Origin of the sequence: Sellimonas intestinalis, assembly GCF_001280875.1 — a bacterium.
GTDB lineage: Bacteria > Bacillota > Clostridia > Lachnospirales > Lachnospiraceae > Sellimonas > Sellimonas intestinalis.
In genome coordinates, this window is sequence record NZ_LGAJ01000003.1 from 719,647 (window position 1) to 745,174 (window position 25,528).

The 25,528-nt window shown below is 43.6% G+C and carries 30 protein-coding genes and 5 pseudogenes; 5 read left to right on the top strand and 30 right to left on the bottom strand.

The window, feature by feature from the left end:
* Positions 1-5: 5 nt before the first annotated feature.
* The 5 genes and pseudogenes from tnpA (AOA56_RS16780) to AOA56_RS04475 all read right to left on the bottom strand — a co-directional run.
* Positions 6-272: pseudogene (tnpA, locus tag AOA56_RS16780) on the bottom strand (IS200/IS605 family transposase); the annotation flags it as partial.
* A gap of 662 nt (positions 273-934) precedes the next feature.
* The gene (locus tag AOA56_RS04465) at positions 935-1,372 is read right to left on the bottom strand and encodes a GNAT family N-acetyltransferase (protein WP_053769033.1); all 438 of its coding nucleotides are present in this window, start codon (positions 1,370-1,372) and stop codon (positions 935-937) included.
* A gap of 54 nt (positions 1,373-1,426) precedes the next feature.
* Positions 1,427-1,591, bottom strand: coding sequence for a hypothetical protein (locus AOA56_RS16105; RefSeq protein ID WP_167337745.1), 165 nt, complete (start codon positions 1,589-1,591; stop codon positions 1,427-1,429).
* A 37-nt stretch (positions 1,592-1,628) separates the two neighbouring features.
* On the bottom strand, positions 1,629-2,429 hold the full coding sequence (locus AOA56_RS04470; RefSeq protein ID WP_053769034.1) for a helix-turn-helix domain-containing protein: 801 nt from the start codon (positions 2,427-2,429) through the stop codon (positions 1,629-1,631).
* A gap of 19 nt (positions 2,430-2,448) precedes the next feature.
* Positions 2,449-2,862, bottom strand: a complete 414-nt coding sequence (locus tag AOA56_RS04475; RefSeq protein WP_053769035.1) for a DUF3795 domain-containing protein — start codon at positions 2,860-2,862, stop codon at positions 2,449-2,451.
* Positions 2,863-3,225: 363 nt separating this feature from the next.
* Between AOA56_RS04475 and AOA56_RS04480 the strand changes: the two genes are divergently transcribed.
* The 5 genes from AOA56_RS04480 to AOA56_RS04500 all read left to right on the top strand — a co-directional run bounded on the left by AOA56_RS04480 (position 3,226) and on the right by AOA56_RS04500 (position 7,059).
* A complete protein-coding gene (locus AOA56_RS04480) occupies positions 3,226-3,639 on the top strand; it encodes a cysteine-rich VLP domain-containing protein (RefSeq protein ID WP_053769101.1) in 414 nt (137 codons plus the stop codon).
* Positions 3,640-3,750: 111 nt separating this feature from the next.
* The gene (locus tag AOA56_RS04485; RefSeq protein WP_053769036.1) at positions 3,751-4,146 is read left to right on the top strand and encodes a replication initiator protein A; all 396 of its coding nucleotides are present in this window, start codon (positions 3,751-3,753) and stop codon (positions 4,144-4,146) included.
* A 187-nt stretch (positions 4,147-4,333) separates the two neighbouring features.
* On the top strand, positions 4,334-5,275 hold the full coding sequence (gene mobV / locus AOA56_RS04490; RefSeq protein ID WP_053769037.1) for a MobV family relaxase: 942 nt from the start codon (positions 4,334-4,336) through the stop codon (positions 5,273-5,275).
* On the top strand, positions 5,259-5,468 hold the full coding sequence (locus tag AOA56_RS04495) for a hypothetical protein (RefSeq protein WP_053769038.1): 210 nt from the start codon (positions 5,259-5,261) through the stop codon (positions 5,466-5,468). The genes mobV and AOA56_RS04495 overlap by 17 nt, the downstream gene beginning before the upstream one ends.
* 94 nt (positions 5,469-5,562) lie before the next feature.
* On the top strand, positions 5,563-7,059 hold the full coding sequence (locus AOA56_RS04500) for a recombinase family protein (protein ID WP_053769039.1): 1,497 nt from the start codon (positions 5,563-5,565) through the stop codon (positions 7,057-7,059).
* Positions 7,060-7,109: 50 nt separating this feature from the next.
* On the opposite strand, the pseudogene tnpA (AOA56_RS04505) reads toward AOA56_RS04500, so the two are convergent.
* The 25 genes and pseudogenes from tnpA (AOA56_RS04505) to AOA56_RS04605 all read right to left on the bottom strand — a co-directional run.
* A pseudogene (tnpA, locus tag AOA56_RS04505) lies at positions 7,110-7,337 on the bottom strand (IS200/IS605 family transposase); the annotation flags it as partial.
* Between the two features lie 216 nt (positions 7,338-7,553).
* Entirely contained in the window at positions 7,554-8,999 is a 1,446-nt protein-coding gene (locus AOA56_RS04510) for an FAD-dependent oxidoreductase (protein ID WP_053769040.1), read from the bottom strand.
* A gap of 117 nt (positions 9,000-9,116) precedes the next feature.
* Complete coding sequence (locus tag AOA56_RS04515; protein WP_053769041.1) at positions 9,117-9,494, bottom strand: hypothetical protein; 378 nt, start codon at positions 9,492-9,494, stop codon at positions 9,117-9,119.
* A gap of 177 nt (positions 9,495-9,671) precedes the next feature.
* Positions 9,672-9,906 (bottom strand): annotated as a pseudogene (locus AOA56_RS04520) (MobQ family relaxase); the annotation flags it as partial.
* A 188-nt stretch (positions 9,907-10,094) separates the two neighbouring features.
* Entirely contained in the window at positions 10,095-10,697 is a 603-nt protein-coding gene (locus tag AOA56_RS04525; RefSeq protein ID WP_024732463.1) for a hypothetical protein, read from the bottom strand.
* Entirely contained in the window at positions 10,685-11,197 is a 513-nt protein-coding gene (locus tag AOA56_RS04530; RefSeq protein WP_024732462.1) for a flavodoxin family protein, read from the bottom strand. The genes AOA56_RS04525 and AOA56_RS04530 overlap by 13 nt, the downstream gene beginning before the upstream one ends.
* Positions 11,198-11,633: 436 nt before the next feature.
* Positions 11,634-11,735 (bottom strand): annotated as a pseudogene (locus tag AOA56_RS16785) (plasmid mobilization protein); the annotation flags it as partial.
* A 324-nt stretch (positions 11,736-12,059) separates the two neighbouring features.
* A pseudogene (locus tag AOA56_RS16295) lies at positions 12,060-12,222 on the bottom strand (MobA/MobL family protein); the annotation flags it as partial.
* 132 nt (positions 12,223-12,354) lie between these two features.
* Positions 12,355-12,516 carry a spore coat protein CotJB gene (locus tag AOA56_RS16790; protein WP_205694924.1) on the bottom strand — a complete coding sequence of 54 codons (162 nt, stop codon included), beginning with the start codon at positions 12,514-12,516 and terminating at the stop codon, positions 12,355-12,357.
* A gap of 35 nt (positions 12,517-12,551) precedes the next feature.
* Positions 12,552-12,728 carry a spore coat associated protein CotJA gene (locus AOA56_RS15515; RefSeq protein WP_330376393.1) on the bottom strand — a complete coding sequence of 59 codons (177 nt, stop codon included), beginning with the start codon at positions 12,726-12,728 and terminating at the stop codon, positions 12,552-12,554.
* A 195-nt stretch (positions 12,729-12,923) separates the two neighbouring features.
* Entirely contained in the window at positions 12,924-13,559 is a 636-nt protein-coding gene (locus tag AOA56_RS04535; RefSeq protein WP_053769043.1) for a GNAT family N-acetyltransferase, read from the bottom strand.
* Positions 13,560-13,605: 46 nt separating this feature from the next.
* A complete protein-coding gene (locus AOA56_RS04540; protein WP_024732460.1) occupies positions 13,606-13,989 on the bottom strand; it encodes a DUF3795 domain-containing protein in 384 nt (127 codons plus the stop codon).
* Between the two features lie 33 nt (positions 13,990-14,022).
* On the bottom strand, positions 14,023-15,066 hold the full coding sequence (locus tag AOA56_RS04545) for an FUSC family protein (protein ID WP_053769044.1): 1,044 nt from the start codon (positions 15,064-15,066) through the stop codon (positions 14,023-14,025).
* Between the two features lie 124 nt (positions 15,067-15,190).
* Entirely contained in the window at positions 15,191-15,523 is a 333-nt protein-coding gene (locus AOA56_RS04550) for a DUF3795 domain-containing protein (protein ID WP_053769045.1), read from the bottom strand.
* 51 nt (positions 15,524-15,574) lie between these two features.
* A complete protein-coding gene (locus tag AOA56_RS04555) occupies positions 15,575-15,988 on the bottom strand; it encodes a DUF3788 domain-containing protein (RefSeq protein WP_053769046.1) in 414 nt (137 codons plus the stop codon).
* A gap of 43 nt (positions 15,989-16,031) precedes the next feature.
* Positions 16,032-16,790: an EFR1 family ferrodoxin gene (locus AOA56_RS04560; RefSeq protein ID WP_053769047.1), complete on the bottom strand. Its 759-nt coding sequence runs from the start codon at positions 16,788-16,790 to the stop codon at positions 16,032-16,034.
* 35 nt (positions 16,791-16,825) lie between these two features.
* The gene (locus AOA56_RS04565; protein WP_024732456.1) at positions 16,826-17,296 is read right to left on the bottom strand and encodes a hypothetical protein; all 471 of its coding nucleotides are present in this window, start codon (positions 17,294-17,296) and stop codon (positions 16,826-16,828) included.
* Entirely contained in the window at positions 17,293-17,697 is a 405-nt protein-coding gene (locus tag AOA56_RS04570; protein WP_330376394.1) for a DUF3990 domain-containing protein, read from the bottom strand. The genes AOA56_RS04565 and AOA56_RS04570 overlap by 4 nt, the downstream gene beginning before the upstream one ends.
* A gap of 119 nt (positions 17,698-17,816) precedes the next feature.
* Entirely contained in the window at positions 17,817-18,233 is a 417-nt protein-coding gene (locus tag AOA56_RS04575; RefSeq protein ID WP_053769048.1) for a pyridoxamine 5'-phosphate oxidase family protein, read from the bottom strand.
* A 144-nt stretch (positions 18,234-18,377) separates the two neighbouring features.
* Positions 18,378-18,857 carry a 23S rRNA (pseudouridine(1915)-N(3))-methyltransferase RlmH gene (rlmH, locus tag AOA56_RS04580; RefSeq protein ID WP_053769049.1) on the bottom strand — a complete coding sequence of 160 codons (480 nt, stop codon included), beginning with the start codon at positions 18,855-18,857 and terminating at the stop codon, positions 18,378-18,380.
* Positions 18,858-18,889: 32 nt separating this feature from the next.
* Positions 18,890-19,930: an acyltransferase gene (locus AOA56_RS04585; protein ID WP_053769050.1), complete on the bottom strand. Its 1,041-nt coding sequence runs from the start codon at positions 19,928-19,930 to the stop codon at positions 18,890-18,892.
* A gap of 20 nt (positions 19,931-19,950) precedes the next feature.
* Positions 19,951-21,960, bottom strand: a complete 2,010-nt coding sequence (locus AOA56_RS04590) for a HelD family protein (protein WP_082349868.1) — start codon at positions 21,958-21,960, stop codon at positions 19,951-19,953.
* A gap of 64 nt (positions 21,961-22,024) precedes the next feature.
* Entirely contained in the window at positions 22,025-22,966 is a 942-nt protein-coding gene (locus AOA56_RS04595) for a ketopantoate reductase family protein (RefSeq protein ID WP_062304596.1), read from the bottom strand.
* Between the two features lie 133 nt (positions 22,967-23,099).
* The gene (gene gltA / locus AOA56_RS04600) at positions 23,100-24,485 is read right to left on the bottom strand and encodes an NADPH-dependent glutamate synthase (protein WP_024732449.1); all 1,386 of its coding nucleotides are present in this window, start codon (positions 24,483-24,485) and stop codon (positions 23,100-23,102) included.
* A 1-nt stretch (position 24,486) separates the two neighbouring features.
* Positions 24,487-25,377: a sulfide/dihydroorotate dehydrogenase-like FAD/NAD-binding protein gene (locus tag AOA56_RS04605; protein WP_024732448.1), complete on the bottom strand. Its 891-nt coding sequence runs from the start codon at positions 25,375-25,377 to the stop codon at positions 24,487-24,489.
* Positions 25,378-25,528: the final 151 nt, after the last annotated feature.

Sequence of the window (25,528 nt, forward strand, 5' to 3'; positions counted from 1 at the left end):
ACCGGCTACCCCTTAAAGGGGTCCTCATATTCTTTTACACTTAATTTATCCACCATGATATCGTGTTTTTCCTGTTCTTGTATATATTTCTTTATGGTTGCCTCATTTATTCCTACTGTACTTACATAGTATCCTTCTGCCCAGAAATGTCGGTTTCCATATTTATATTTTAGATTTGCGTGTTTATCGAATATCATTAGTGCACTTTTCCCTTTCAGATATCCCATAAACTGAGAAACGCCAAACTTTACAAAGGGCGAAAACAGACCGTGAAACGGGCTGCTGACAACAAACGGCGGTATGCTCCCAGAGAGGGCAGTATACCGCCTGTTTTGTTGTCCGGGGTTTCCAAAGGGGCTTGCCCCTTGGCACACGACTTTGCTTGCAAAGTGTAGTGTGTTATACGCTCTGTCGGCGTTGCTATGAAAATGCCGTTGCCGCCGGGGAAGGCAAGGGCATTTGAAACGGCAGGAAAACAGGGCTGTGATTGTGTGGCGTGAAGCCGCAAGCGCAGGACTGGTTTCATCAGCAGACAGGGCGTATATGAAAGCCCCCGCCCCTCGTCCTACGCCCCGACTTGTGGACAAAGTGTCCCGAAGTGTGGCCACATTCCCAGAAAAATAGCAGGACAGCGGGCAACCGTCAAGGCCGAAATGAACGGGTTTACACCCGGCCTTGACTGCCGTCCGCCGTTCTGCTGAATGGATGGACAAGGCGGCCAATCCCTCAAAGTTCTTGGCCGCTCTTTTTCTGATTTTGGAGCGTTTCTTTTCCCAAAATTGAAATGGGCGGGAAGCCATTTTAGGGCTTTCCCGCCTTGATTATACTCTAGCAAAGACGGGCGGGACTGTCAACGGCGGCACATGAAATGCGCCGTTTATCTTGACCGTTGACTGGCTCGGCTGGCTTTGCTATTTCCTCGATAAGCCGGGATTTATCTCTCAAATCTCATAGGTGTGTATTTTATACCATCAGATTGTTGTTCTATATCTGTATCTATAAAACCCAATTTGTGGTAAAAAGGGACAGCATACGGAGAAGAATTAACAGTGATGGTTTTACTATGACTATTTTTGCAAAGATATTCCCAAAGTTTTTTGCCTATTCCTTGCCTATGATACTGCGCTTTAACAAAAAAGCAACAAATATGTTTTCGGTTATCGTTTGTGGCAATAACACCTTTTAATTCCTTGTTGTCATACGCTCCCCAAAATTCTACTGTTTGAATAATCTCTTTATCTTCTATAAAATCTCTAAACGACTGTATCCCTTCAACAGAATACTCTGGGGCTTCAAACTGTAAAAATGTTTCCCAAATTAGGTTAATTGCATTACTGATTTGCAAATCATCTATTATTTTTTTGATTTCCACGCAGAGCACCTCCGTAATTTTGAATTTTATCGCCCTATAAAAACTGGGATTTTGTCATTTGGATTTATTCTTGAAAAAGCCAATCAAAATCAAAGCAATTCCAATAATTGCCGTTGGAATATAAATAATATTGGGTATATGATAAACAAATCTATCAACTCCGGACATAACGATATAAATAATAATTCCTACACTGATTAGAATATTCTTATCTTTCATAGTTAGTTTCCTCTCCAAATTCCAATTTGTCGTTCTTTCACTTTCTCCCCCGCTGTGGATTTGGATTTTTCAGCAAGTCCGATTTCTCCGCAATCTTTTTCAGCCACTTCTTTTCGTCCTCTGACAGCTTCTTCAAATTCAATTTAAGCCGTTTACAGATAAACGCCAAAGACGCTTGTTCCGGGTCGCCGTCCTCACTGGCGGCTTCGTCTGCGGCCTGTAAAAAATCTTTCAGCGGGTTATTCTCCGGGACGCTGAAAAAATCATCTTTGTGGGCTTCCCGCAGGTCAAGGGCTATCTTGTTTATGTCCTGCTGTATCACATAGCGGCAAAAGCTGTCCTCGTCAATATGGGCGGTGATTAACTGCCTTAACTGCGGGTCGGTCAAACCGGGATTGTGCCGTTTCATAATGGTTGCGCTCATAGCGTCTACAATAGCGTTTGCGCCCTGCACTTGCTTTGTCGCTATGCCGCTCACATAGATTTCAAGTTCGGCCATGAGCCGGGGAAAATCTGGGTGTGCCGCTAATTCACACAACAGGGAATTATCCACCCGTCCGCTTTTCAACAGTTCAATCATATCATCACTCAAACGCAGGTCTGAAAGATCAGCGTTTGGGTGATTTTTTGTTTCGGTCAATCCCAGCAGATAATCAGAGGTCACGCCATAAAACTTCGCCAGCTTGATAAGTGCATAGTGGCTGATGTCCTTAAAATCATCCGCTTCATAACTGCCCAAAGCTGACTTGGAGAGGTGCGTCTGCTCTGCAAGCTGCTCCAATGTCAAGCCGTACTCTACACGCAGGTCTTTTAAGCGTTCCTGTATTGTCAACGCCAATTCGCACACCCCCTTATACTTATTTCATGCTTTCTTGACACTCGCTACACTCTCTGTCATGGATAGAAATGATACCCCCACATTTTGAACAAGTATATTTTCCTTCCTGCTGTTCCATGAACCTTTCCAAACCGTGCTGGCGAACAAACTCACTATTCTCCATGAGGCTCGCCTGATACCTTTTGTTGTAGCTTTTTTCAAGGTTTTTTATCAGCTTGCAAGGGTAGTCGGTACACTCAAAACAATAGGACAGCCCTTTGCCCTTGATACAATCTTTTATCTTGCATTTACGGCAGTGCTCCGGCTTTCCTATATCGCTGTTTAAGCAACCGGCACACGGCTTTTTATGATAACAATGTTTATAGCAAACCAAACAGTTCATACCGCAAGGGGCAAACATAGCCATATCAATTTTTTCTGTTGGCATTTTCATGGCTCACCCTCCTTGTCGGCTTACAGTTTCTTTCATTTTACCACAATTCCGAGAGCGTGGAAATAGAGAGTTTTTCGGGCTGATTTCCTACCTTTCGGATATACGGCACAGGCGGTCAAAAAGGTCTACACTTAAATCAGTTCATCGATGGACAGCACCTTGAAAACAGAATGACCGTCCGAAAAGGAATATCCGGCGGGGGAAGCACGCAGAGAGCCGACTTCTGGACAAAGTGTCCAGAGGTGGCTTCGGGCCACAATGACCCGAAGCTGCGGGGAGCGTGCCAACGCTGGAACACGCCGCAGGAATGGGGCAGGAAGCCTTTTCGGGGAGAACGGCAACGGAGAAGAAATGGAGGGACGCATGATAGAAAATCCATATAAACGTCTGCCGCCGTTAGAGTGCAGGCCGGACGGCACGCCCTACCGCATGACACCAGCGCAGAGGAAACAGGCCAATGCCCTGATACGGCGGGAGTGCTGTAACTGTGAGGACGGCAACTGCATTGTCCTTGACGATGGGGACACCTGCACCTGTCCGCAGATGATTTCTTTCTCGGTCTGCTGTAAATGGTTTCGGTGGGCGGTCTTGCCGCTTGCCGGGACGCTGGAAGCGGAGATTTTCCGGGATAAGGACTTGAAACGCTGTGCGGTCTGCGGCGGCGTGTTTATCCCTAAATCCAACCGGGGAAAATACTGCCCCGACTGCGCCGCCAGAGTTCACAGGCGGCAGAAAACAGAAAGTGAACGGAAAAGGAGGTCTGCTGTGGACAGTTAGGCAGGAAAAAAGCCTTGATTTACAAGGCTTCGCAAGCCCCAAACCGGGGCGGGTGGTATCAAGTATCATCTCCCCCGGAAAAAAGGCTTCTAACCGTCCACAAAATACACTATGACAAGCACGATTTATATTCATCAGCCGGAAAAGGCGTTCAGCTTTACCCGGCTCCCGAATTTTCTCTTTGAAGCACCTACATTCCAGCCCTTGTCCAATGAAGCAAAGCTATTGTACGCCTTTATCCTGCGGCGGGCGGAGTTGTCCCGGAAAAACGGGTGGGCGGACGAGTACGGGCGCATTTACCTATACTATCCCATCTGTGAGGTGGTGGACTTGCTCCACTGTGGACGGCAGAAAGCCATCAGCACCCTGCGGGAGTTACAGTATGCGGAGTTGATTGACATTAAGAAACAGGGCTGTGGAAAACCCAACTGTATTTACCCAAAATCCTATGAAGCGGTTTCAAGCACCGACTTCAAGAAATCCGGTTTTGGAACGCCGGAGGGCTGAAAACCGTACCCGACAAGTACGATAATCAAGCCTCTTGAAGTACGGAAACCGGACGGTATATAGAAATACAAAGATTAAAAATATTTTATTTATATCCATTCCATTCCAATCCTATCAGAGATAATTTCGGCGGGATTTTCCCTGTGGAAAACCCGCCGGAAAGGAATGGAACGGGGAAAGGAGCAGAATGGCACAACACGCAATTTTGCGTTTTGAGAAGCACAAGGGCAACCCGGCAAGGCCGCTGGAAGCCCATCACGAAAGACAGAAAGAACAATACGCCAGCAATCCCGACATTAACACCAGTCGGAGTAAATACAACTTCCATATCGTCAAGCCGAAGGGCAGATACTACCACTTCATTCAAAACCGTATCGAACAGGCGGGGTGTCGGACAAGGAAAGACAGCACCCGGTTTGTCGATACGCTGATAACTGCCAGCCCGGAGTTTTTCAAGGGGAAATCCCCAAAGGAGATACAGGCGTTTTTCCAGCGGGCGGCGGACTTCCTCATCGGACGGGTAGGGCGTGAGAATATCGTGTCGGCGGTGGTACACATGGACGAGAAAACGCCGCACCTGCATTTGACCTTTTTGCCGCTGACAAAGGACAACCGCTTGTGTGCGAAAGAGATTATCGGCAACCGGGCGAACTTGACGAAGTGGCAGGACGATTTTCACGCCTATATGGTGGAGAAATACCCGGATTTGGAACGTGGGGAGAGTGCCAGCAAGACAGGCCGGAAGCATATCCCTACCCGGCTTTTCAAACAGGCGGTTTCCCTCTCCAGACAGGCCAGAGCCATTGAAGCCGCCCTTGACGGCATTAACCCGCTGAACGCCGGGAAGAAGAAAGAGGAAGCCCTCGCCCTGCTGAAAAAGTGGTTTCCGCAGATGGAGAACTTCTCCGGGCAACTGAAAAAGTACAAAGTTACGATAAAAGACCTATTAGCAGAAAATGAAAAATTGGAAGCACGAGCCAGAGCCAGCGAAAGCGGCAAAATCAAAGACCGCATGGAACGGGCAAAGCTGGAAAGCGAATTGGAAAATATGCAAAGGCTGGTTGACCGTATTTCGCCGGAGGTGCTGGCGGAATTGAAACGGGGTCGGCACTATGGAAAGGAAAGGTGATTTTATAAGTATCAGATACAAAAAAGAAACCGAGGTCGTAACTTTTCAAGGGAAAGAAATCACGCTGGAAAACCTCTCCCCGGTGTTCACGCCGGAGCAGGAAGCGGCCAAACGCCGGGAACTGGAACAACAGCTTTATGAGGTGTTCCGCAAGTACGCCGACAGACGGCAGAATGAGGAAGCCAGGGCGTAAGGTTTTCCGAAGCCATCGTTGATTTGCGGGGCTGCTGGCAGTATAATATAAGTGTCAGCAGCTCCGTTTCTTTTTTAAGAAAAGGAGCGACAAAATGAATAACAGAATAGACGCAATCTATGCAAGGCAATCGGTAGACAAAAAGGACAGCATTTCCATTGAAAGCCAGATTGAGTTTTGCAAATACGAATTGAAAGGCGGGAACTGCAAGGAATACACAGACAAAGGGTACAGCGGCAAAAACACAGACCGCCCGAAGTTTCAAGAACTGGTGCGGGACATTAAGCGGGGCTTGATTGCAAAGGTCATTGTTTACAAACTTGACCGTATCAGCCGTTCCATTCTGGATTTTGCCAATATGATGGAACTGTTCCAGCAGTACAATGTGGAGTTTGTGTCCTCTACGGAAAAGTTTGATACCTCTACTCCAATGGGGCGGGCTATGCTGAACATCTGTATCGTGTTCGCCCAGCTTGAACGGGAAACGATACAGAAGCAGGTGGCCGATGCCTACTACTCCCGAAGCCTAAAGGGTTTCCGCATGGGCGGCAAGGCTCCCTATGGGTTTCACACGGAGCCAATCAAGATAGATGGTATCAATACAAAGAAGTTAGTGGCAAATCCAGAAGAAGCGGAACAGGTCAAACTGATGTTTGAGATGTACGCCGAGCCGGGAACTTCCTACGGCGATATTGTCCGGCATTTTGCGGAGCATGGTATTAAGGATTTTTCCCGTCCGGCACTCGCAAGCCTTTTGTGCAATCCCATTTATGTCAAGACTGACCTTGATATTTATGAGTTTTTCAAAAGTCAGGGGACGGTCATTATCAATGACGCCGCTGACTTTACGGGCACAAATGGGTGCTACTTCTATCGTGGCCGGGGAATGAAAGGCGACACCAAACACAATCTGCAAGGGCATACGCTGGTTATGGCTCCCAGTGAGGGCTTGGTTTCTTCTGAACTGTGGCTAAAATGCCGAAAGAAGATTTTAGCCAACGCTAGCTATCAGGCGGGAAGAAAAGCGGTCAATACTTGGCTTGCCGGGAAAATCAAATGCGGCAGATGCCAGAAAGCGTTAAAGGCCGAGGGCAGTTATGGGCGGTGGTACTTCCGTTGCAGCAAGCGTTCCGATAACAAAAGCTGTGAAGGTGCGGGGACGCTCCGTATTCCCGATACGGAAGCCGTTATCTATGCCGCTATGGTAAAAAAGCTAAAACCGTTCCAGACCATCAAGGGGCGGAAAAACGCCATAAAGTCCAATCCAAAGCTGACCGCCCTGCAAATAGAACTCGCACAAGTCCAGCATGAAATTGAAACGCTCATTGACACGCTGACCGGGGCAAATCCCGTTCTGCTCTCCTATGTGAACAGCAAGATTGAAGAACTGGACGGACGCAAGCAGGAGCTTGTCAAAAAGATAGCGGAGTTGAGTGTGGATACCATCAGCCCGGAACAGGTCAAAGAAATTTCCGGCTATCTGGACACATGGGAAGAAGTGGACTTTGACGATAAGCGGCGGGTGGTGGATTTGATGATTTCCGCAATTTACGCCACAAGCGAAAGTATCAACATCGTTTGGAAGATATGACGGCGCATAAGCGCCGCTATACAACGCAACCTTTCGCCCTTTGTAAACTAAGCTACACTATATTTGGGCGGTATGCTTACCAGCATGTGGACATGGTCTGGCATTAAGTGTCCTTCTATAATCTCCACACCCTTATAAGCACATAATTGTTTTAATATATCTCGTATACTAACTTTATATTGATTATAAATTGCTTTTCGTCTATACTTGGGTGTGAAGACGATGTGGTATTTGCACATCCACTTGGTATGTGCCATATCATTGGTCTTATTGGCCATTTAAATCACCTTTCCTTTCTCTTTCATAGTGGCTTGGACACCTCTATTATAGCAAGGAAAGGTGATTGTGCTATAAGCACTTACTACACCACCCGCATAGCAGGTGGTTTTTTGTTTCGTGTGACTCCATTTTTCGGAACACGAAAAACTCTGTCACACTCAACTGGCTAAAGCCAATAACAAAAAAGGAGTACGTTTCTGTACTCCTTCTGACTCTTACTCCTGTATGCCACTGCATTGTATTCCTTCCTGCGCTGGATCATCCAGAAGATTTCCTTCAACATCAAAGCGGGAACCGTGGCAAGGACAGTCCCAGGATTGTTCATCCGGATTCCAGGACAACTGACATCCCATATGAGGACAGATAATATCAACCTGCCTGATTTCTCCTTCCTCTGTTTTATACACGCCCACTTTTCCCTCGGATGTTGTGACAACGGCACCCTGCCCTCTTTCCAGAGAAGAAATAGTCTCATCCGGAATCTGAAAAAACCGTCTCGTCAGTCCCGCAACCGCCTTTTTTCCATCTTTTACGATATGTGGAATCTCCTCCGCTGAAAACCGTGACGGAGAAAACACATCTGCAAACGGATTTTCCCTGTTGCAAATCAAATCTTTCAAAATCAAAGCTGAAACCATGGAGGAACTCATCCCCCATTTCTGAAATCCGGTCGCCACATACCAGTTCGGTCTATCGGATGTATAGATTCCAATAAACGGGATGCCGTCTGATGTAATACAGTCCTGTGCAGACCAGGCTGCCGCCACATGGCTCCCCGGATACAGCTTTGCCGCCGTTTCTTTCAGTCTCATGTAGCATCCGCCTTCCCGGTTCTCCCCGGTCCGGTGTCCCTCGCCGCCAAGCAGAAGCCAATCCCCATATTGCCGAAAGGAGAACTTTTCCTCCCCGTCTCCAATATACATACCGTGGATTTTTCCTGCCCCTTCCAGTGCCAGCACATAGGAGCGTTCCTGATGCATTCTCGCAAAATACATTCCCGGGAACTTTAAAAACGGATAATGTACCGCAAACACAATCTGGGCTGCCAGCACATTCCCGCCAGATGTTCTGATCAGATGATCCTCTACTTCTGTCACTACCGTATCTTCATAAATCTGAAGTCCATTTGCCAACTCGCATATAAATTTCAACGGATGAAACTGAGCCTGACCGAAGAAACGAACCGCTCCTGTACAATCCACAGGAATCTCCAGATGGCGCTCCAAAGACACATCGATCCCAAGCCTCTTTGCCGCTTCTGCTTCCTGCATCAGCTTCCCCTCATCTTTAGAATAAACAAAAGCGTCTGTTTCCTCAAAATTACAGTCTATTTTTGTTTCCTGTATGATTCTTTTGTATTCCTCCACCGCCTGCTGGTTCGACTGTACATATTTTCTGGCGGTCTCTTCTCCCTTTTTTGCAAGAAATGTATGACAGAACATCCCATGCTGGGATGTGATCTTTGCTGTTGTGTTCTTTGTCTGGCCCCCTCCTATCTTATCTGCCTCCAACACTACAGTTCGCACTCCAGCCCGTTCTAACTGCCATGCTGTCAAAATTCCTGCCATGCCTCCGCCTATAACAGCGACATCAACTTCGATGTCCTTTGACAGGGCAGGTCTTTTTGTCAACTCACATGTTTGGCTCCAAATTGATTCCATCACGTTCCTCCTGTGGTCTTTTCTATATAAGATTTCCCACCGGGAACACTTTATACTAATTTTTTCTGCCTTTCCCCAGATCCGGGACTGTCTGACCAATTAAAAAATCAGGTGGGATCACATGTATTTACTATATCCTTCTTCTGGAAATGGCATCTCCAGTCCCAGCACGCTTGGCCATAAATTCTCATCATCAATGATAAATCCCATAATCATTCCCATATGAGTGTGTAAATGTCGAAACTGCGCCAGAATCAAGGTAAATCTGCAATATTCGCATCCATGTGGAAACTCCAGAAGTAATTCCTCTTTAAGCTGTGACAGATAAATAAAAATTTTCTTTTTCACATCGTCAAAATACTGATTTATTTCTTCTCTGAAAAGCCTCCTATCGGAAAGCACTTCCAAATTATTTAAATCTTTCTCATGGAAAGATGGCTCCTGAAACTCTTGATCTCTAGGGTTAATAAACCATAAATCCAACGCCTGTTTCATATCAAACTTCTCCACTTCTTTACAGAACAGTTATTTCACTATTGTAAAAATGACTGCGCTTTTACACTGTTTGTGCGAAAACCAAACTTAACTATCGTTGAAAGATTCTCTCCTGAATAAAAAACACCAAGGTGTATCAAGACTGATCCGATACACCTTGCTATTCTTTCCTTTCCAAATCATGCCTTTGGAAACAACAACTCCCGGCAATTGTCCCGGATCAGGTCGGCGTGCTGTTTCGAGGGAATTTCCCTCGGTATGCCAGCACAATCCTGCGAGCAAGCAGAATAGTATTTCTGCTTCTGGCGTACTCGGAAAACAGCCGTTCGCCGCTCTGGTAAGCTGCGGCGGCGACGGCTGACTGGCGGTTACTGCGCTGGACGATTTTTATATCGTGGCGGAGACAGGGCATAATGGCGTCCTCCTTGCTGTGGTTGATTGGATGGGGTGGTGGTTTACCGCCTCATTTTGGGCAAAAGAAAAGCAGGAAAACGTTTCTGATTTCCTGCATACTTTTCTATAATGCGTGATAAGATTTTCAAACAGTAACTATTTATTGTTCTGGCATTCAAGGAATACTCCAAATAAATTTACAAGCTATTATTCAATTTCCATAATTTCCATTTGTTCTTTTGATATGCCATTCTTTTTTCCATAATTTGTCCAGTAGGCAGTTGATGCTTTGATAAACATTTTTTTAGAAATCGGCATCGTCACTTGAAAATTATTGTATTTCTGTTTTTCTATGGAGATGGCAAATTTTTTCATTCTCGCTTTCAAAAAAATACGAAAAGGTGTTGTCAAAATTGCCTCGCCGCTCCCAATTTTGAGTACGGAACCAAAAGGATAACCATTTTTTTTTGCAAACAACTGCAACATCTTAACCGCAATGTCATTTTGGTATGGCTCAATAAAGCCGCAGTTAATAACAACAGAGATAGTGGGCTTTTTGAGAGGAACATTTTCCTCCAAAGCTTTTAAGAAATTAAGGAATGTCACAGGAATGCTGTCGGCATAAAGTGGAAACACAAATACAATGTCTGAGTAATTTTCAATCATCTGGCAAAGTGTCAAGTGATTGGACTTCTTGACTTCACAGTATTCCGTATCCAAGCGGCAATACTCCGAAAAAAGCTGCGCATACTGTTTGGAATTTGACTTGGGAGCCCGCGGGCTGGCATTTATAATCATCACTTTTCCCATGCTGTCACCTCTTTGCTTACTGCTGCCTCGACTTCATTTCCTGTAACAAATATAATGCGATAACTTTCAAAACTCATATTTTTTGCATTCCGTTCTACAAGTGCGCGAAAAATATCTTGTTCTTCGGGAGAAATATCTCCATAGCCGATTATGACTGCCGCTTTGGGTACGACATTGCGTTGAACATGGTGTGTTTCTCCGTGTAATAAACGAATAAACGCCTGCTGTACCGGAATGCTTCGTTCAAGCATGGTTTTCATTATCGTATCATAACCACCATATTTAAGCTTGCTTACATACAGTATTCGATCGCTGGCTGCGATTAGGGGATAAACTTTTACTGCATCATCGCGTATGACGCATTTTCCGGGAGTTTTTGTCCAGCAGCCAAAACAACCAACACAGTTTGCTATCTTTAATCTCGATAAATCAATAAATTGTATGGTTGGATGCTGCTGACAGAATGAATCTAAATTTCTGTCACTTAGCACCAAATTCATATCGTTCTCCTCCTACATCTTCTTTGTTATTATACTATACCCTTATCAGTTATAAAAGGACTATCTATAAAATAAAACCTCTTTCACTGAACAGGTATGGTTCACTTGTAGCTTACTCTTGATTTTTGAATAGCTTTTTTTCACCAACATAGTGGTTTTATCAAGAACGATAAAACCCGAGTAGCGTTCAAGCTTTATCCAAATTCTCATCACTTAAAGTTCGCAACTATTTACAGAACTTATGATAGATGGAATCATCATCTTCTCATGGAGCGAAAAATTCCACCGGTGTCGTGTTGAAATACGCTATGATATTGAAAAGTTCTTTGAGCGATGGCAAGACCGCCCCACTGGTCACACCTCGGATATAAGAGCCGCTTTTTTCTAATTCCAAACTCATACGATGTCAAATCTGAAACTGGGAAACGGTTGGCCGTTCGTCATTGACCGCCGATACATGGATAACAGGACGTATGATCGACCGCCGTATCGCCTGCCGGAGGAATTCCGACCGGCTGATACCGTAGGGAGCGAGCCGCAAAGCAGAGTTTGGAGAAGGTACTCCCCAACAAGTTTCCCGTGAGGGGCAAAACCGCAGAATTGCGGATTTCGGCACCGTGGCAGAAACTTGCTTTGTAATTACAGTAGGTTGCCCCTGACCGGTTTTTCCGAACATAGAGCGATAAGGTCAGGCTGCTTTATCTGACTTCACCTACCTGCTAAGGGTGATTTTGTGATTTTGCCAAATGGACAATAAAAAAGCATCAAATCTTTTTCAGACTTATTGCTTTCGCTGGCCGCCGGTGGCGGCTGGTATTCAGTTTTTAGCTTATCGGACAAAGTGAAACTTGAACAGTGCGGCGATTAGTTTTTGTTTCACATATTCCCGTACAAGCTGTATCTGCTGTTCCCTGTCAAGTTCTACGGGCAATTTTAATCTCTCTTGCAAGCTGTGAGTTCTTGGCTTTTTCTATTTTCTCCACGTCGTTCTATAAAATAGAACGGTCTGTAAAATCCGGCGGCGCATACCTATGTCCTGCAATTGTTCTGATTGATAGTGCCTTTCCCAAAATGCTGAATCTGTGAGCCTTCCGCGTTTTGGATTTTACTACAATCTTCCCGGTTTGCTTCACCAAACCTCTGAACCAGATTTTCTGTCAAGTCCGTAATTGCATCTCCTTAGGCCTGAAATTACTTTGCTGTAAAAGGTATCGAGGATGCACACGCTTTAGCATTGCCAGGGCATCCAGATCATCCGGATGTGTGTCCAGGTATAGTCGCAGGTCATCCATCACAAAGCTGACTTTTTGTATTTCCAACAGTCTTTCATTACATTTTTGCTCTTCGGGGCTTTTTAACGCATCTCGCTAGAAGTCAGAGAAGCACGGATCTGTTCTGCAGCGAAAAATGGCAAATCCAGTTCTTTGAAAATGGTGCCGGTCTTCAGTGCGTCATCCTGATTATAGAGTTCACCCCAGCTCTGGACAGGAACCGACGCAATCGCCAAATGTTCTTTTTGTATCTTCACCACCAACAACTCCCTTCAAAAATGAAATTGGCTTCCTGATTATTATTTGCAAATTCATTTTTAATGTTTCAAGGGAATTTTTTCATTTTATATAGAGATTTCTTCTTGGACTTTCTCTGTATAGACGGCAGAATCCGCAAAATGGTTAGTTACAAAACTTACTGCCCTCTCCTTATAACCTTTCAGACATACATTGTATTACTCTAAAAAAGAATGACTCATAATATAAAATGCTTCTTGTGCATGGGTATATTTACGTTCTTTCTGAGGTAGGGTATCGTCATAGGCAAGCGCGTCTTCAAGAGAAACATCCATCACCGGACTATCATGATAGTACCACCTCCGGCCATCCAGCACACCTTCTTTTAGCTCTTTTACTAGCATAGCTGCCGGAAACTTCTCCCCTTCTACACAGATATTATATTTTTTACAACTTACAAATCCACTGGATACATAGTTACATGGCATCCCAAAAATAACTACCGTATCATATCCCATCGATACAGCTTTTTCAAATGAGTGCTGCATCAGCAGCTTTCCATAGCCTTTGCGCTGATAATCCGCATCTATACAAAGCGGTCCGAATGTTAAGATATGTTTCATATTTCCTTTTTCATCTGTCAATGTCGCCCTCGTGTACATGATATATCCCACGACCTTATTATCAAGTTCCAAAACAAAGTCCAGTTCAGGAATAAAATCTTTATGCTCTCGCATTATGTGAACAAGATAGTGTTCCATGCATCCGGGTATATATAAATTATAGAAAGAATTTCGTGTCATCCTTTCAACAATTTCATAATCCCTAGGTTCCTCATTACGGATTGTAAGCATTTCTGTCTTCCTCCTTTTTATACCTCTATCCTGTTTACGTTTTATGTTAGGATATGGGTCTGTATCCGGTTTTTATATATTCTATCAACGTCTCTACATCATCAAAGTCGTCATAATCACCATTTATCTCATCCCGGTGATACATAATACCATTTTTTTCGCTTCTTTCAAGACAGTTTAAAAGAAACTCTTTACCATATCTTCTGGCAAATTCAGTAAAAGCATATGGTTTTATTTTACTAAGTAATCCCTTTCTACATTTTTCATTGCACTCATAACAATGTTCTATTTTTTTAGAAATAGAGCATTGCCTGTTTTCACACCAGTCTTTGTCTGGACATGCACCTGAATCACAGCCATCACATGTCATATTTTCAGAACAAAAGCAACAGGCAAGCCCACAGCGAGCAATTCCTAATTCTCGTTTCATTATATCCTCCTGGTTTACAGGCAGAAAATTTACTTATTCTGTGCGGAGACTGTCCGTCAGCCGATTCCAGGCCCTATAAAACAGGTGACCATATACTGCTCCGAAAATATTGTGGAAAATCCTAAAAAATACTGCTCCTGGAAATCCCAGAATCCCTGCCGCCACAGACATGGCGCCCAGAGAATTAAACACAGACTGCCAGCCGTAAGTAGCGGAAAAGCCTACTCCGATCCCTCCCAACATTCCCAGGTAGGGGAGAAAGCCTTTCGGAAGTAGTAGAAATAAAAGGCTGAACAACAGTCCCCCGACCAGGTTTCCCGGAATCCTGCCTTTTATTCGTTCTTTCACGTCTTTCTCAAAAGGAACCATTACCGACATGACAGCAATCCCTGCCCACATACCTCTGGGAAGTCCCAGGCACTCTACGATACAGATAGCAGAAGCAATACCTAAGGCCATCGAAAGCTGCCATCTTGTGCGAAGAGAGGTAGGACGCAGTTCCTTTACAATGCTGAAAAAGGTTCTTTTATAGGTCTGCTTTCTGTGCTTTCTGTAATATACGATTTCAGTAAGCACTGCCCCCAAGAGCAGTCCTGCCAGACGAAGCACATAAGCTTTTCCTTCCGCGTCGTAGCCGTACAGCAGCAGATAGCTCAAGACCAATGTGGAATGATTGGCCATCATCACATGGTGACAGCCAAACAGCAAGATCAAAGAAATGGAAACCACATGGACGATCATTCCTGCTCCAGACGGGACTATATTTGCCAGTCTGGGACCAACTGCCAGAATAAAAAATTGAAGAAACAGTATCGCCAGTCCCGAACCCGTCTTGACTCCGAAATCCGCAAATCGGAACACCATCAGGCAAAGAAGCACCACTACACCTACAATGCTGTTCTCACTTCCGAAGATCCCGCTGTATGCGGAAACAAAAGCGACACAGAATACGATCGTAAGAAAAATTTTGAACAGATAGACCGTCGTATGCCGAAGTTTATTTTTTAAACCTTCTGTATTTTGGATCAGTTTTTTGGATCCGGCCTGGTCTAATTGCAGTTCCTGATAAAAAGTCATATACAGCATCACTCCTCTGTTTTTACTGGAGAGGAAGTATACCAGCTCATCTTCAAGATGTCAAATAAAGAATTTCTAAACTACAGCTCCTCATAACGTATCTAAAATTGTTTAAATTGAGAAGTTATTCTTTCAAATTTTTCAAAGCAGACGGATTATCCTCTAGGATTGCCCTAACAGTGGGACAATTTTCTAAACCTGAACAGTCACCACAAGTATCAACACCTTTTTTCAATGCACACTGGCGAATTCTACACATACTATCGCAGAATACAGTTTTAATTCCCTCAACACGACAGCCTTGACAGTTAATATGTTCAGGAAAAATAGGCGCATTATTTAATTCAGCCCATAGCTTCGCAGTTTTTTCTCTCAACTCTTGGTCGTCATTAATTGTCGCGATATATGCGTCGCATTTCTCACAATCCAGTCCGCAATATGCAATCATTTCTTTCATGCGTATGTACCTCCTCAACGCCTAATTTTGTATAGGGCAGCATGACAATTATTACTTTTTATTTGGTTTTCTTTTAATGCCTAGCAATTTAATAAAATCTTGAAACATTAATGTATCAGTCGGTTCAAACATTATCCATTTACCATCTCGATAAGTTTTAGCTTCATCATAAATTTTTTGAACTTGTTGAGAATAATTATTACGTTCTGCTTCAAATTTTTCTCTCTCGTCTTTTCCAAATATAATCATAAATCCTATACAATTTTCTCTAGCGTATAATGCACAAAGTGTTTTACCACCTTGACGATATTTGTATTCATAAGCCCATGCCTTTCCACCTTTATTCCACAGACGTTCCATTTCATACTTTTTGTCAATGAAAGCGCATAGCTTATTCCATACATCATATAATGATTGTCCAACCAAAGCCGTCATTTCCTCTGCATTAGGAATTTTATCAAGCATAATTTTCCTCCATACACTTTGATTTATCACATACAAGTATTTTCTAGTATAACATTTCTTTTTTACAAGTATATCGGGGTAACCCATGACTATGTTTTCCATATTCAATAGCTTTTTTCGGGCAACGATTGATACACGCCATACAGTGCGTACAGTTTTCCGCCCATACAGGTTTCTTGTTTTCCATCCGAATATTATTAGTAGGACATACATCAAGACACTTTCCACAAGAAATGCAAGTATTGGTTACATAAAATTTTTTGGCATGAACAAATAAGGGATAGAATAGATCATTTATAATACCACTGCTCATTCTATCCCCAATAGAAATTTTTGCCTGTGGAAACTCCTCGCCATTTCTGATATAACTTGCCACCTTGTCTATGACAACTTCTGCCCGTTCTATAATCTCCATTGCCTGTTCTTCTGTTGGAGTAGAAAACAGCGCAATATAGTTCTCCGGCATTACAATTTCTGCACAACCATAGTAATTCATATTCTTCTGGAGACATAACTTTTTAAGATATTTCCCTGCATTTCCAATATTTTCACCGCAGGTCATAACAAAATAAATGTCTTTACTCCCAGTAAATTCTGTATTCTCTATCCAGTTTTGTACAATATGCGGTATCCTCCATGCATAAGTGGGCACAACAATGATCCATGAATCTTCCGAGTATAATTTTGAATTGTCCTTATTTCTTATTTTTTCAAATAAATTTATTACGTCATCCATTACTTCTTTTCCAATTCGTTTTGCAACATACGCACTGTTTCCTGTTCCCGAAAAATATAAAATCATAAATCACTCCTCCGTTATACTAAATTGTTCTCCTCTTAAAATCCTCCATTATTATAGGCTCTTGTTATCACATAAGATGGTTCATAATATGCACTGCTATTGTAATTATCAATTGTATTACATATTTCATCATTGTATACCCGAATCATTCCATCGATATAATCTTCCTCTGGCTGTAACGTTGACAGAATCAGCCTTGTATATACTTTCCCCATCTGTGTTTCTGATGGGATCTTGTCTACTAGTTCTAAATCGACATCCGTAATATCAAAATTCCCTGTTGTCAGCTTATACTCTTCGATCCATTCAGCTTCAATTTTCAAAGGATTGTCGCAATGCAACACATTAGCAAGACTGAACAGGCGCTCCCACTCTTCTTTCGGTATAGAATTAACAACATATTTATTCTTCTGATGTAATTTTCGTGCAACACGTTCTACCATATAGCACAAAAAATAAAGATCATTCTCGGAAATTTGTTCTTCCGGAAAAAATTTATTTGTCATAGCGAATAACTCCCTTCGAATTTGATAGTCTGTAATGCTTTCTCTGTACAGAATACAATCTGATGTGTCGGATACTTAAACTTAACCAGTTCCCAGAACGCCTCTTTCGAAATTCGTTCAGCTATATAGTCCTCAACATAATCCCAGATTGTATCATCTGCCATCGGATCCTCTACAACATCATAATCATGTTTTAAAGCAAGCCGGCAGTTTACAACAAACTGCAGCCATTCTTCTGTCATCTTACTAAACGTTTTAATATCCAAGCTCTTATCGGGTAAATACTCATAAAAATTTACAATATGCGTTCCGCGTTTTGTCAAAGCCCACCGTTTTGCCTGCTTTTCTAAAATTGTACAATAAAATCCGTATCCAAAATCTTTGTAAAAACCGTTTTCCAAAAATCTTCGGTTCCTGGACTATAACATTGCTTCCATGATATAAAATCATACACTTTTTACTCCTTCACAAATTAGGTAATATTACTCTGTTCAACTCCATGATAAATGGAATTTGAAGTTTAAAACTCGTATCTTGTTCCATGTGAAAGTAACAGTCCGTCCGTTAATTCCACACATAAAATTATGGTGTTTTCATCATCAAAATTATTATGCCCATTATCAATCCATTCGGCAAAAACAACTTTTAGTTTCTCAGCAATTATACGATTTTCTTCTTTTCCAAAATACCCTAAATTTTTCCCCTTACCGTGTGCGGTAAACCAGTCACCTGCTATCGCAACATTTGGGTTCTCTTCTATTTGTTTTATTTTGTTAGTAAGTGCGTATGTAATAATATAAAATGAACCATCCTCATAATATGCATTTACATTCCGCACATACGGCACTTCATGTTCCGCTGTTGCTAATGCGATCACCGTGTCTTTTCCAAAACGTTCAATCATAATTTTTTCAACATCTGAACCTAATTTTCTCATATAATTATCTCCTTCACAAAAAGCAAGTTGTCAAACTGCTTTAAACTATTATATCACCCTGAATATTCCTCTGTCATTCTATTTCTCTCTTAATACAAAAAGAGAGAGCGGAACATCAGATGTCCACTCTTTTACAAAACGCACTTATTTGTGATATGGTTCTCCATTGATAATCCGATATGCCCGATATACCTGTTCCAAAAGGATCACCCTCATCAACTGGTGTGGAAACGTCATTTTAGAGAAGCTCAGTGCATAATCTGCGCGTTTCCGTACCTCTTTTCCAAGACCAATGGATCCTCCGATGACAAAGCCGATACTGCTGTTTCCCTGTACACCGAGCTGTTCGACCTTCCTTGCAAACTCTTCTGATCCAAGCATCACTCCGTTAATTTCCAGAGTAATAACATACATATCATCGTGGATGCATTTCAGAATCCGCTCTCCCTCCTTATTCCGAATGTTTTCCTCCACGGTTTCGCCTGCCTGATCCGGCGTCTTCTCATCAGCCACCTCGGCGATCTCCAACTTGCAATATCTGGAAAGGCGCTTACTGTACTCTGCGATGGCATCTTTTAAATATTTTTCTTTGATTTTTCCTACGGTAATCAATGTAATTTTCACGCTGTTCTCCTTTTCTTCTGTCTATGTAATCATTACGGAACAATGGCCCGAAACACCGGAATCTTTTTCAGAATCAGTACTGACATAACAGAGATCACATAAATCACAAACGGCATTACAAAGCGCCACCATCCAGATTCCGTTCCAAGCTTTGTCAGATTTTGCAAAGTCTGCAATACCAGCATATGTGTCACATATACGCCCAGCCCTGTACTGGCAAGTGTTGTAACTGCCCTCCGAATTCCCGGATTTTGTTCCAATTTTTTCCATGGCCCATATTTGACTGCCACGAACACTCCGACAGCCAGAAATACCGTCGGGAACGATAGATATCCCCAGAAAGCATGATTCAGTCCTGAACTATTCGTTGACCAGGCCACAGTACTGATATACCGGATTCCGGCTCCTGTAGCACCAAGTATACAAAGAAACATCCGGGTTTGCTTTGACATATCTGTTGTAGAAAGCAGATACCCTAAAATCACATACAGTAAATATCCTCCCGCCACCGGGAACTGGATATTTCCATTGAATGAAATTCCCAAAAAAGTACAACACACTGGATAAACAGAATAAGCTAAAAAGGCCATCGCTGTCATATAAGCCAAAATCTGCTTGTAATCTTTTAACAAAGACAGAACAGGTATACAGAGATACATCATAAATAGCGGAATGAAAAACCAGTATACCTGTTCCGCAGTTGTATTGGTAAACAAATCGATCATACCAGACAAACTTGGTCGAAACTCCATCTGTCCCAAAGCAACCTTTAATACCAGATTGATCAGTGTCCACGTAATAAACGGTAAACCTGTTTTAAGAAAACGCTTCTTAAAATAAGCACCGGTCTGATACCTCTCTCTATAGTCAAACAGAGTCGCTCCTGATATCATAAAAAATACCGGAACCGCCCAGTAAGCAATCGTTTCAACAAACATCCTCTGGCGATATACCGAAGTATCTGTATACGGATCTGCAATCCTGTTGCACTGCATGTATATCACACAAAGACAGGCGAGTATTCTGAGAATATCGATATAGAAATAATGCTCTTTTTGATTGATCTTTCTCATCCCTTTCCCTCCTGTCAGGCTCAGATTCGGCAAACCTCCAGTTCGTGAAGCGCTCTTGTCGCACAGATATATTCTGCCTGCCTTGTCATTTTCGTCTCTTCTTTATGCGCCACAGTAAACACCTGGTCAAACTCCAGACCTTTTGCCATATAAAAGGTCGTCACGGTCAGTCCACGCCCAAATCTGGAGCTGTCACGATCAATATAGTGTACCTGATCTGTTTTCTTCCGAATCATCTCGTACCATTCTCTGGCTTCAGCTTCTGTCATCGTAAGCACTGCCGCTGTCTCATACCCTTCCGGTCCTGTCTTGACATGCTCCAGGATATGACTGATCATCTCTTCTTTAGATCCATACTCCCGCTCTGCAACCGCTTTCCCGTGGCGGTTCAGAAGCTCTGCATCATCCATCCCAACCAGTGTCCTTGCATATTCGGCAATCTCCACTGTATTCCGGTAACTTTTGTTCATCTCAATCTTCCGAAGCTGTTTCCCCAGTATCTGAGGAAGGAACCGTGTCACATCGTTTTGCTTTTCCTCCATTGTCTGGGAACGGTCTCCGAGAATTGTCATCGGACACTGAAATAAAAGCCCCAGAATCGTATATTGCAGGTAGGAATAATCCTGCATCTCATCCACAACCAGATGTCGTATCTGATCCTGTCTTCCTACACCAAGTAACCGATATTTCAGATACAGCATCGGAAAAACATCTTCGTACTCCAGATAACGTCTGTCATACGGTACCTCTGGAAGTTTCGGGAAATGCTGTTCCTCCAAAAACCAATTATAAATCCGATATAGATCTGTAGTCGTGTACATTGCCTGAAACCTGGTCCGCAGTTTCTCCACGTCTTCCTCAGAAAGTGTCATGCTGTATCTCGTCTCGTACTCATCCACCACATACTCCATGACTGCATCCATCCGGGCCAAAACCGGAACATCCTGAAATTTAAAGTAAAACAGACGAATCATCTCTTCTTCAGTCTTTTCCATTCCCCGGAAATAAATTCCTTTCAGATTGACGAGCCACTCCTCCATCTGCGCCATAAATCCTTCGACTGCACCAATCAGTTCTTTTGACTGTTTAAAGCGATAGCGGCTCAAGTCGTCTTCCTTTATTCCGGCAATGTTTTTTTCTATCTGATGATAGCGGTCCTCGCAGTCCGGTACGGCAGATTTCAGTTCCCGGTATGCGAAAAGATCCAGGCTCATCTCCCGGATGTTCTCTTCCCCAAGTTCCGGAAGGATATGGGAAATATAATCCGAAAACACACTGTTCGGAGATAGAACGAGCACACCGGACGATTTCAAATTCTTTCTATCGTGATAAAGCAGATAGGCAATTCTGTGAAGTGCCACCGATGTCTTCCCACTTCCCGCTGCTCCCTGAATTACAAGAATTTTATCCTTTGTATTACGGATAATTGCATTTTGCTCTTTCTGAATCGTCCGGACAATGTTTTTAAGCTGTATGTCGCTGTTGCTTCCAAGTTCCTGTTTCAGAATCTCATCATCAATCTTTACATCGCTCTCAAATCCATAGACCATCTTCCCTCTACGGATCTTGTACTGCCATTTCGCTTCGATTTCCCCGCACATCCGACCTGCCGGAGCCTCGTAAGACGCCTCTCCTTTGTCAAAGTCATAGAACAGAGCACTTACCGGCGCTCTCCAATCATAAATCAGCGGAATCCTGCCAGCCTCCTCGGCAAAATTCCCGATTCCGATGTAGAAAATTTCCGGTTCATCATCTCCATCGTAGCGAAAATCTACTCTTCCGAAAAACGGCGAATCGAGCATCTTCTTATAACGTGACCGGAGGCGCAAAGTATCCTGATTGGCATTGATACGCTGGAGCAGTGCCTGCTGGTTATCGTAGTCCTCGTACCCATACTGGTCCATCTCCGTATAATTCTCCCAGTAGTACTCATGCATACTCTCGATATCTTTCTGTCCGGCAAGAATCTCCTGATCCATCTGGACGATTTTCCTTTTCAGCTTTCGCACGATCTCTTCTAAAAATTTCATACCTTCCAATGATGTTTCCTTCTTTGCTGTCACCCTTCTTACCTCGTTCTTCCTTCTGCCTGTTCTAGTCTGTCCTGTTTCTGATCTTTTCTTTCATACCATCATAAAATTGCTCGGAAAGTGGCACTGCAACGCCAAGATTCCTTGCCCTTTCCAGAAGATAACCTCCAAACGTCTCCAGCTCCGACGGTCTTCCCGCCTCCACGTCCCGCTTCAAAGAACTTGTGGATCCCTTACTCAGTCTCATAAATCTCTGGTATTCCTCTTCCATATAATGCTGCCGGATGTGTACCCCGTCAGCCTTGGCCACCTGAAGTGCTTCTTTCAGCAGCATATGAAATTCCGCTCTCCTGTCCTCGTATGCCCGTATCTCCTCCACATTTCCCAAATAATATGCCGTAATGACATTATAGGCGCAGTTAAAAATGTATTTCTCCCACACGGCCTGTCTCACATCCGATGATATCTCGTATTCAATCCCTGCTTCTCCCAGAACACCGGCTGAAACTTTCGCCGCTTTATGTTCCTCTTCCCGCACAGCTCCCAGAAGAATTCTGGTGTACTGTCCGAGCTGTGTGATAGAGTAATCCTCGTTTGCGGCGGCAGTCGTGTAGATCACTGCATCCACCACAAGTCCTTTCCCCAGATACTCCCTCACTCTCTGGGCTGTATCCGCCCCATTCATTACCGGAACAATAATCGTATGGTCATCTACACAAGATCCCAATGACTGGCACACGTCCTCCAGTGCATAAGTCTTAACACAAAGAAAAATCAGGTCCTGAATCTCCTCCACTTCCCTCGCACACTCCCGTATCACACCATCTTTTACGATTTTCTCTCCATGAAAATCACTGTGCAGCACTACACCATGCTCACGCAGCGCCTCACCTCGTTTTCCCCTCGCTATCAATGTCAGATTCTTATATTTTTGTCCGACCATCCCTGCGATGTATCCTCCAACGCCCCCGATACCGACAATCATTATCTTCATTTCTTCTCTCACTTTTGGTCACCCCTGGTATGATGATATGTATTCTATTTATTATACCTTATTTTCTCTTTCATTCCAAGAAAAAATGAAGCTGCAGATTTGAATCTACAGCTCCATGCTTCTCTTTTGTAAAATTCCCGTGGGATTATTTATTTTTCAGATATTCGTGGATGCCTTTTGCTCCGGCTTTTCCTGCTCCCATAGCAAGAATTACCGTCGCCGCTCCTGTTACAGCATCTCCTCCGGCATACACGCCTCCTTTGGATGTCTTACCAAACTCTTCATCCGCAACAATACATTTCCACTTATTGACTTCCAAACCTTCTGTTGTAGAAGAAATCAGCGGGTTCGGTGAAGTTCCAAGGGACATAATCACAGTGTCCACTTCCATCTCAAATTCGGAACCTTCGATGACAACCGGGCGTCTTCTTCCGGATGCATCCGGCTCGCCAAGCTCCATCTTCACGCATTTCATGCCTTTTACCCAGCCGTCTTCTGTCACAATTTCTGTCGGGTTTGTCAGAAGATCAAAGATGACTCCCTCTTCTTTTGCGTGGTGTACCTCTTCCACACGCGCCGGAAGCTCTTCTTCACTTCTTCTGTAAACAATATGTACCTCAGCGCCAAGACGGAGTGCTGTTCTGGCAGCGTCCATAGCAACGTTTCCACCACCGACTACGGCTACTTTTTTTCCTGCAACAATCGGAGTGTCGTAGCTATCGTCAAAAGCTTTCATCAGATTGCTTCTTGTCAGATACTCATTAGCAGAAAAGACACCGTTTGCTGTCTCACCCGGAATACCCATGAATTTCGGAAGTCCGGCGCCAGAGCCGATGAATACTGCCTCAAACCCTTCTTCTTCAATGAGCATATCGATCGTTGTAGATTTACCGATTACCACGTTAGTCTCGAACTTCACGCCGAGTTCTTTCACCTTTTCGATCTCTTTTGCAACGACTTTCTGCTTTGGAAGACGAAACTCCGGAATACCGTAAACAAGTACACCGCCAAGTTCATGGAGCGCTTCGAATACTGTCACGTCATACCCCATCTTTGCAAGATCACCTGCACAGGTCAGACCCGCAGGACCAGAGCCGATGACAGCAACCTTGTGCCCATTCTTCTCTTCTGCTCCTACCGGCTTAATATCATGCTCCAAAGCGTAATCCGCAACAAATCTCTCCAGTTTACCAATAGAAACCGGCTCTCCTTTGATACCACGGATACATTTTCCCTCACACTGTGTCTCCTGCGGACAGACACGTCCACAGATTGCCGGAAGCGCGGAAGACAGACCGATGGTCTTATATGCGCCCTCGAAATTTCCTTCTTTTACCTCTTTGATGAATGCCGGAATATTGATCGCTACCGGACATCCCTGAATACACTTTGCATTCTTACAATTAATGCAGCGTGTCGCTTCTTCCATTGCTTCTTCTGCATTATATCCAAGACATACTTCTTCAAAGTTTGTCGCTCTTTCTTTCGGATCCTGTTCCCGAACCGGTACTTTCTTTAATACGTCTGCCATCTTAGTTGTCACCTCCACAATTTCCACATCCGCCGTGATGTGTATTGCCCTCCTGCAGTCTTAACATCGCTCTTCCTTCTTCTGTCTTATACATAAGCTGTCTCTTCATTGCTTCGTCAAAATCTACAAGATGACCGTCAAATTCCGGCCCGTCCACACATGCGAACTTGACTTCGTCTCCTACATGCAGACGACAAGCTCCACACATTCCGGTTCCGTCTACCATGATCGGATTCATGCTGACAATTGTCGGGATTCCAAGATCTTTTGTCATCAGACAGGTAAATTTCATCATAATCATTGGTCCGATCGCAACACAGACATCATATTTCTTGCCTTCTTCTTTTACAAGCTTTTCCACCATAGAAGTAACCATGCCTGCATGTCCGTAGCTTCCGTCATCCGTACATACATACAGATTTCCGGCAACCGCTTTCATTTCTTCTTCAAGAATCAACATATTTTTCGTTTTGGAACCTACGATTACATCCGCGTCGATTCCTCGTTCATGTAACCATTTCACCTGTGGATATACCGGTGCGGCGCCAACGCCTCCGGCAACAAAAAGCATCTTTTTATTTTTTAAAGCTTCCAGGTCTTCATTTACAAATTCGGACGGACATCCAAGCGGTCCAGTAAAGTCGCGGAAAGAATCTCCTGCTTTTAACTCTGCCATTTTTAACGTGGATGCTCCGACAATCTGGAATACAATGGTGATTGTCCCTTTCTCTCTGTCATAGTCGCAGATGGTCAGAGGGATTCTCTCGCCCTTTTCATCCATTTTTACAATGACAAACTGCCCCGGCTCGCAGTGACGAGCAACACGCGGAGCTTCTACATCCATGAGAAAAATCTTATCTGCAAGTTCTTCAGCTTTTAAAATTTTGTACATCTCTCATGCCTCCTAATTGTTATACTCCATTTATCATAAGATATTGTAGATAAAATATCAAGTAGATTCTGACAGGGAAATCGTTTTTTTCGATAAAAGATTCACAACCTGGTATAAAAAACCGCCGCTTCCGAAAAAGCGACGGTCATAA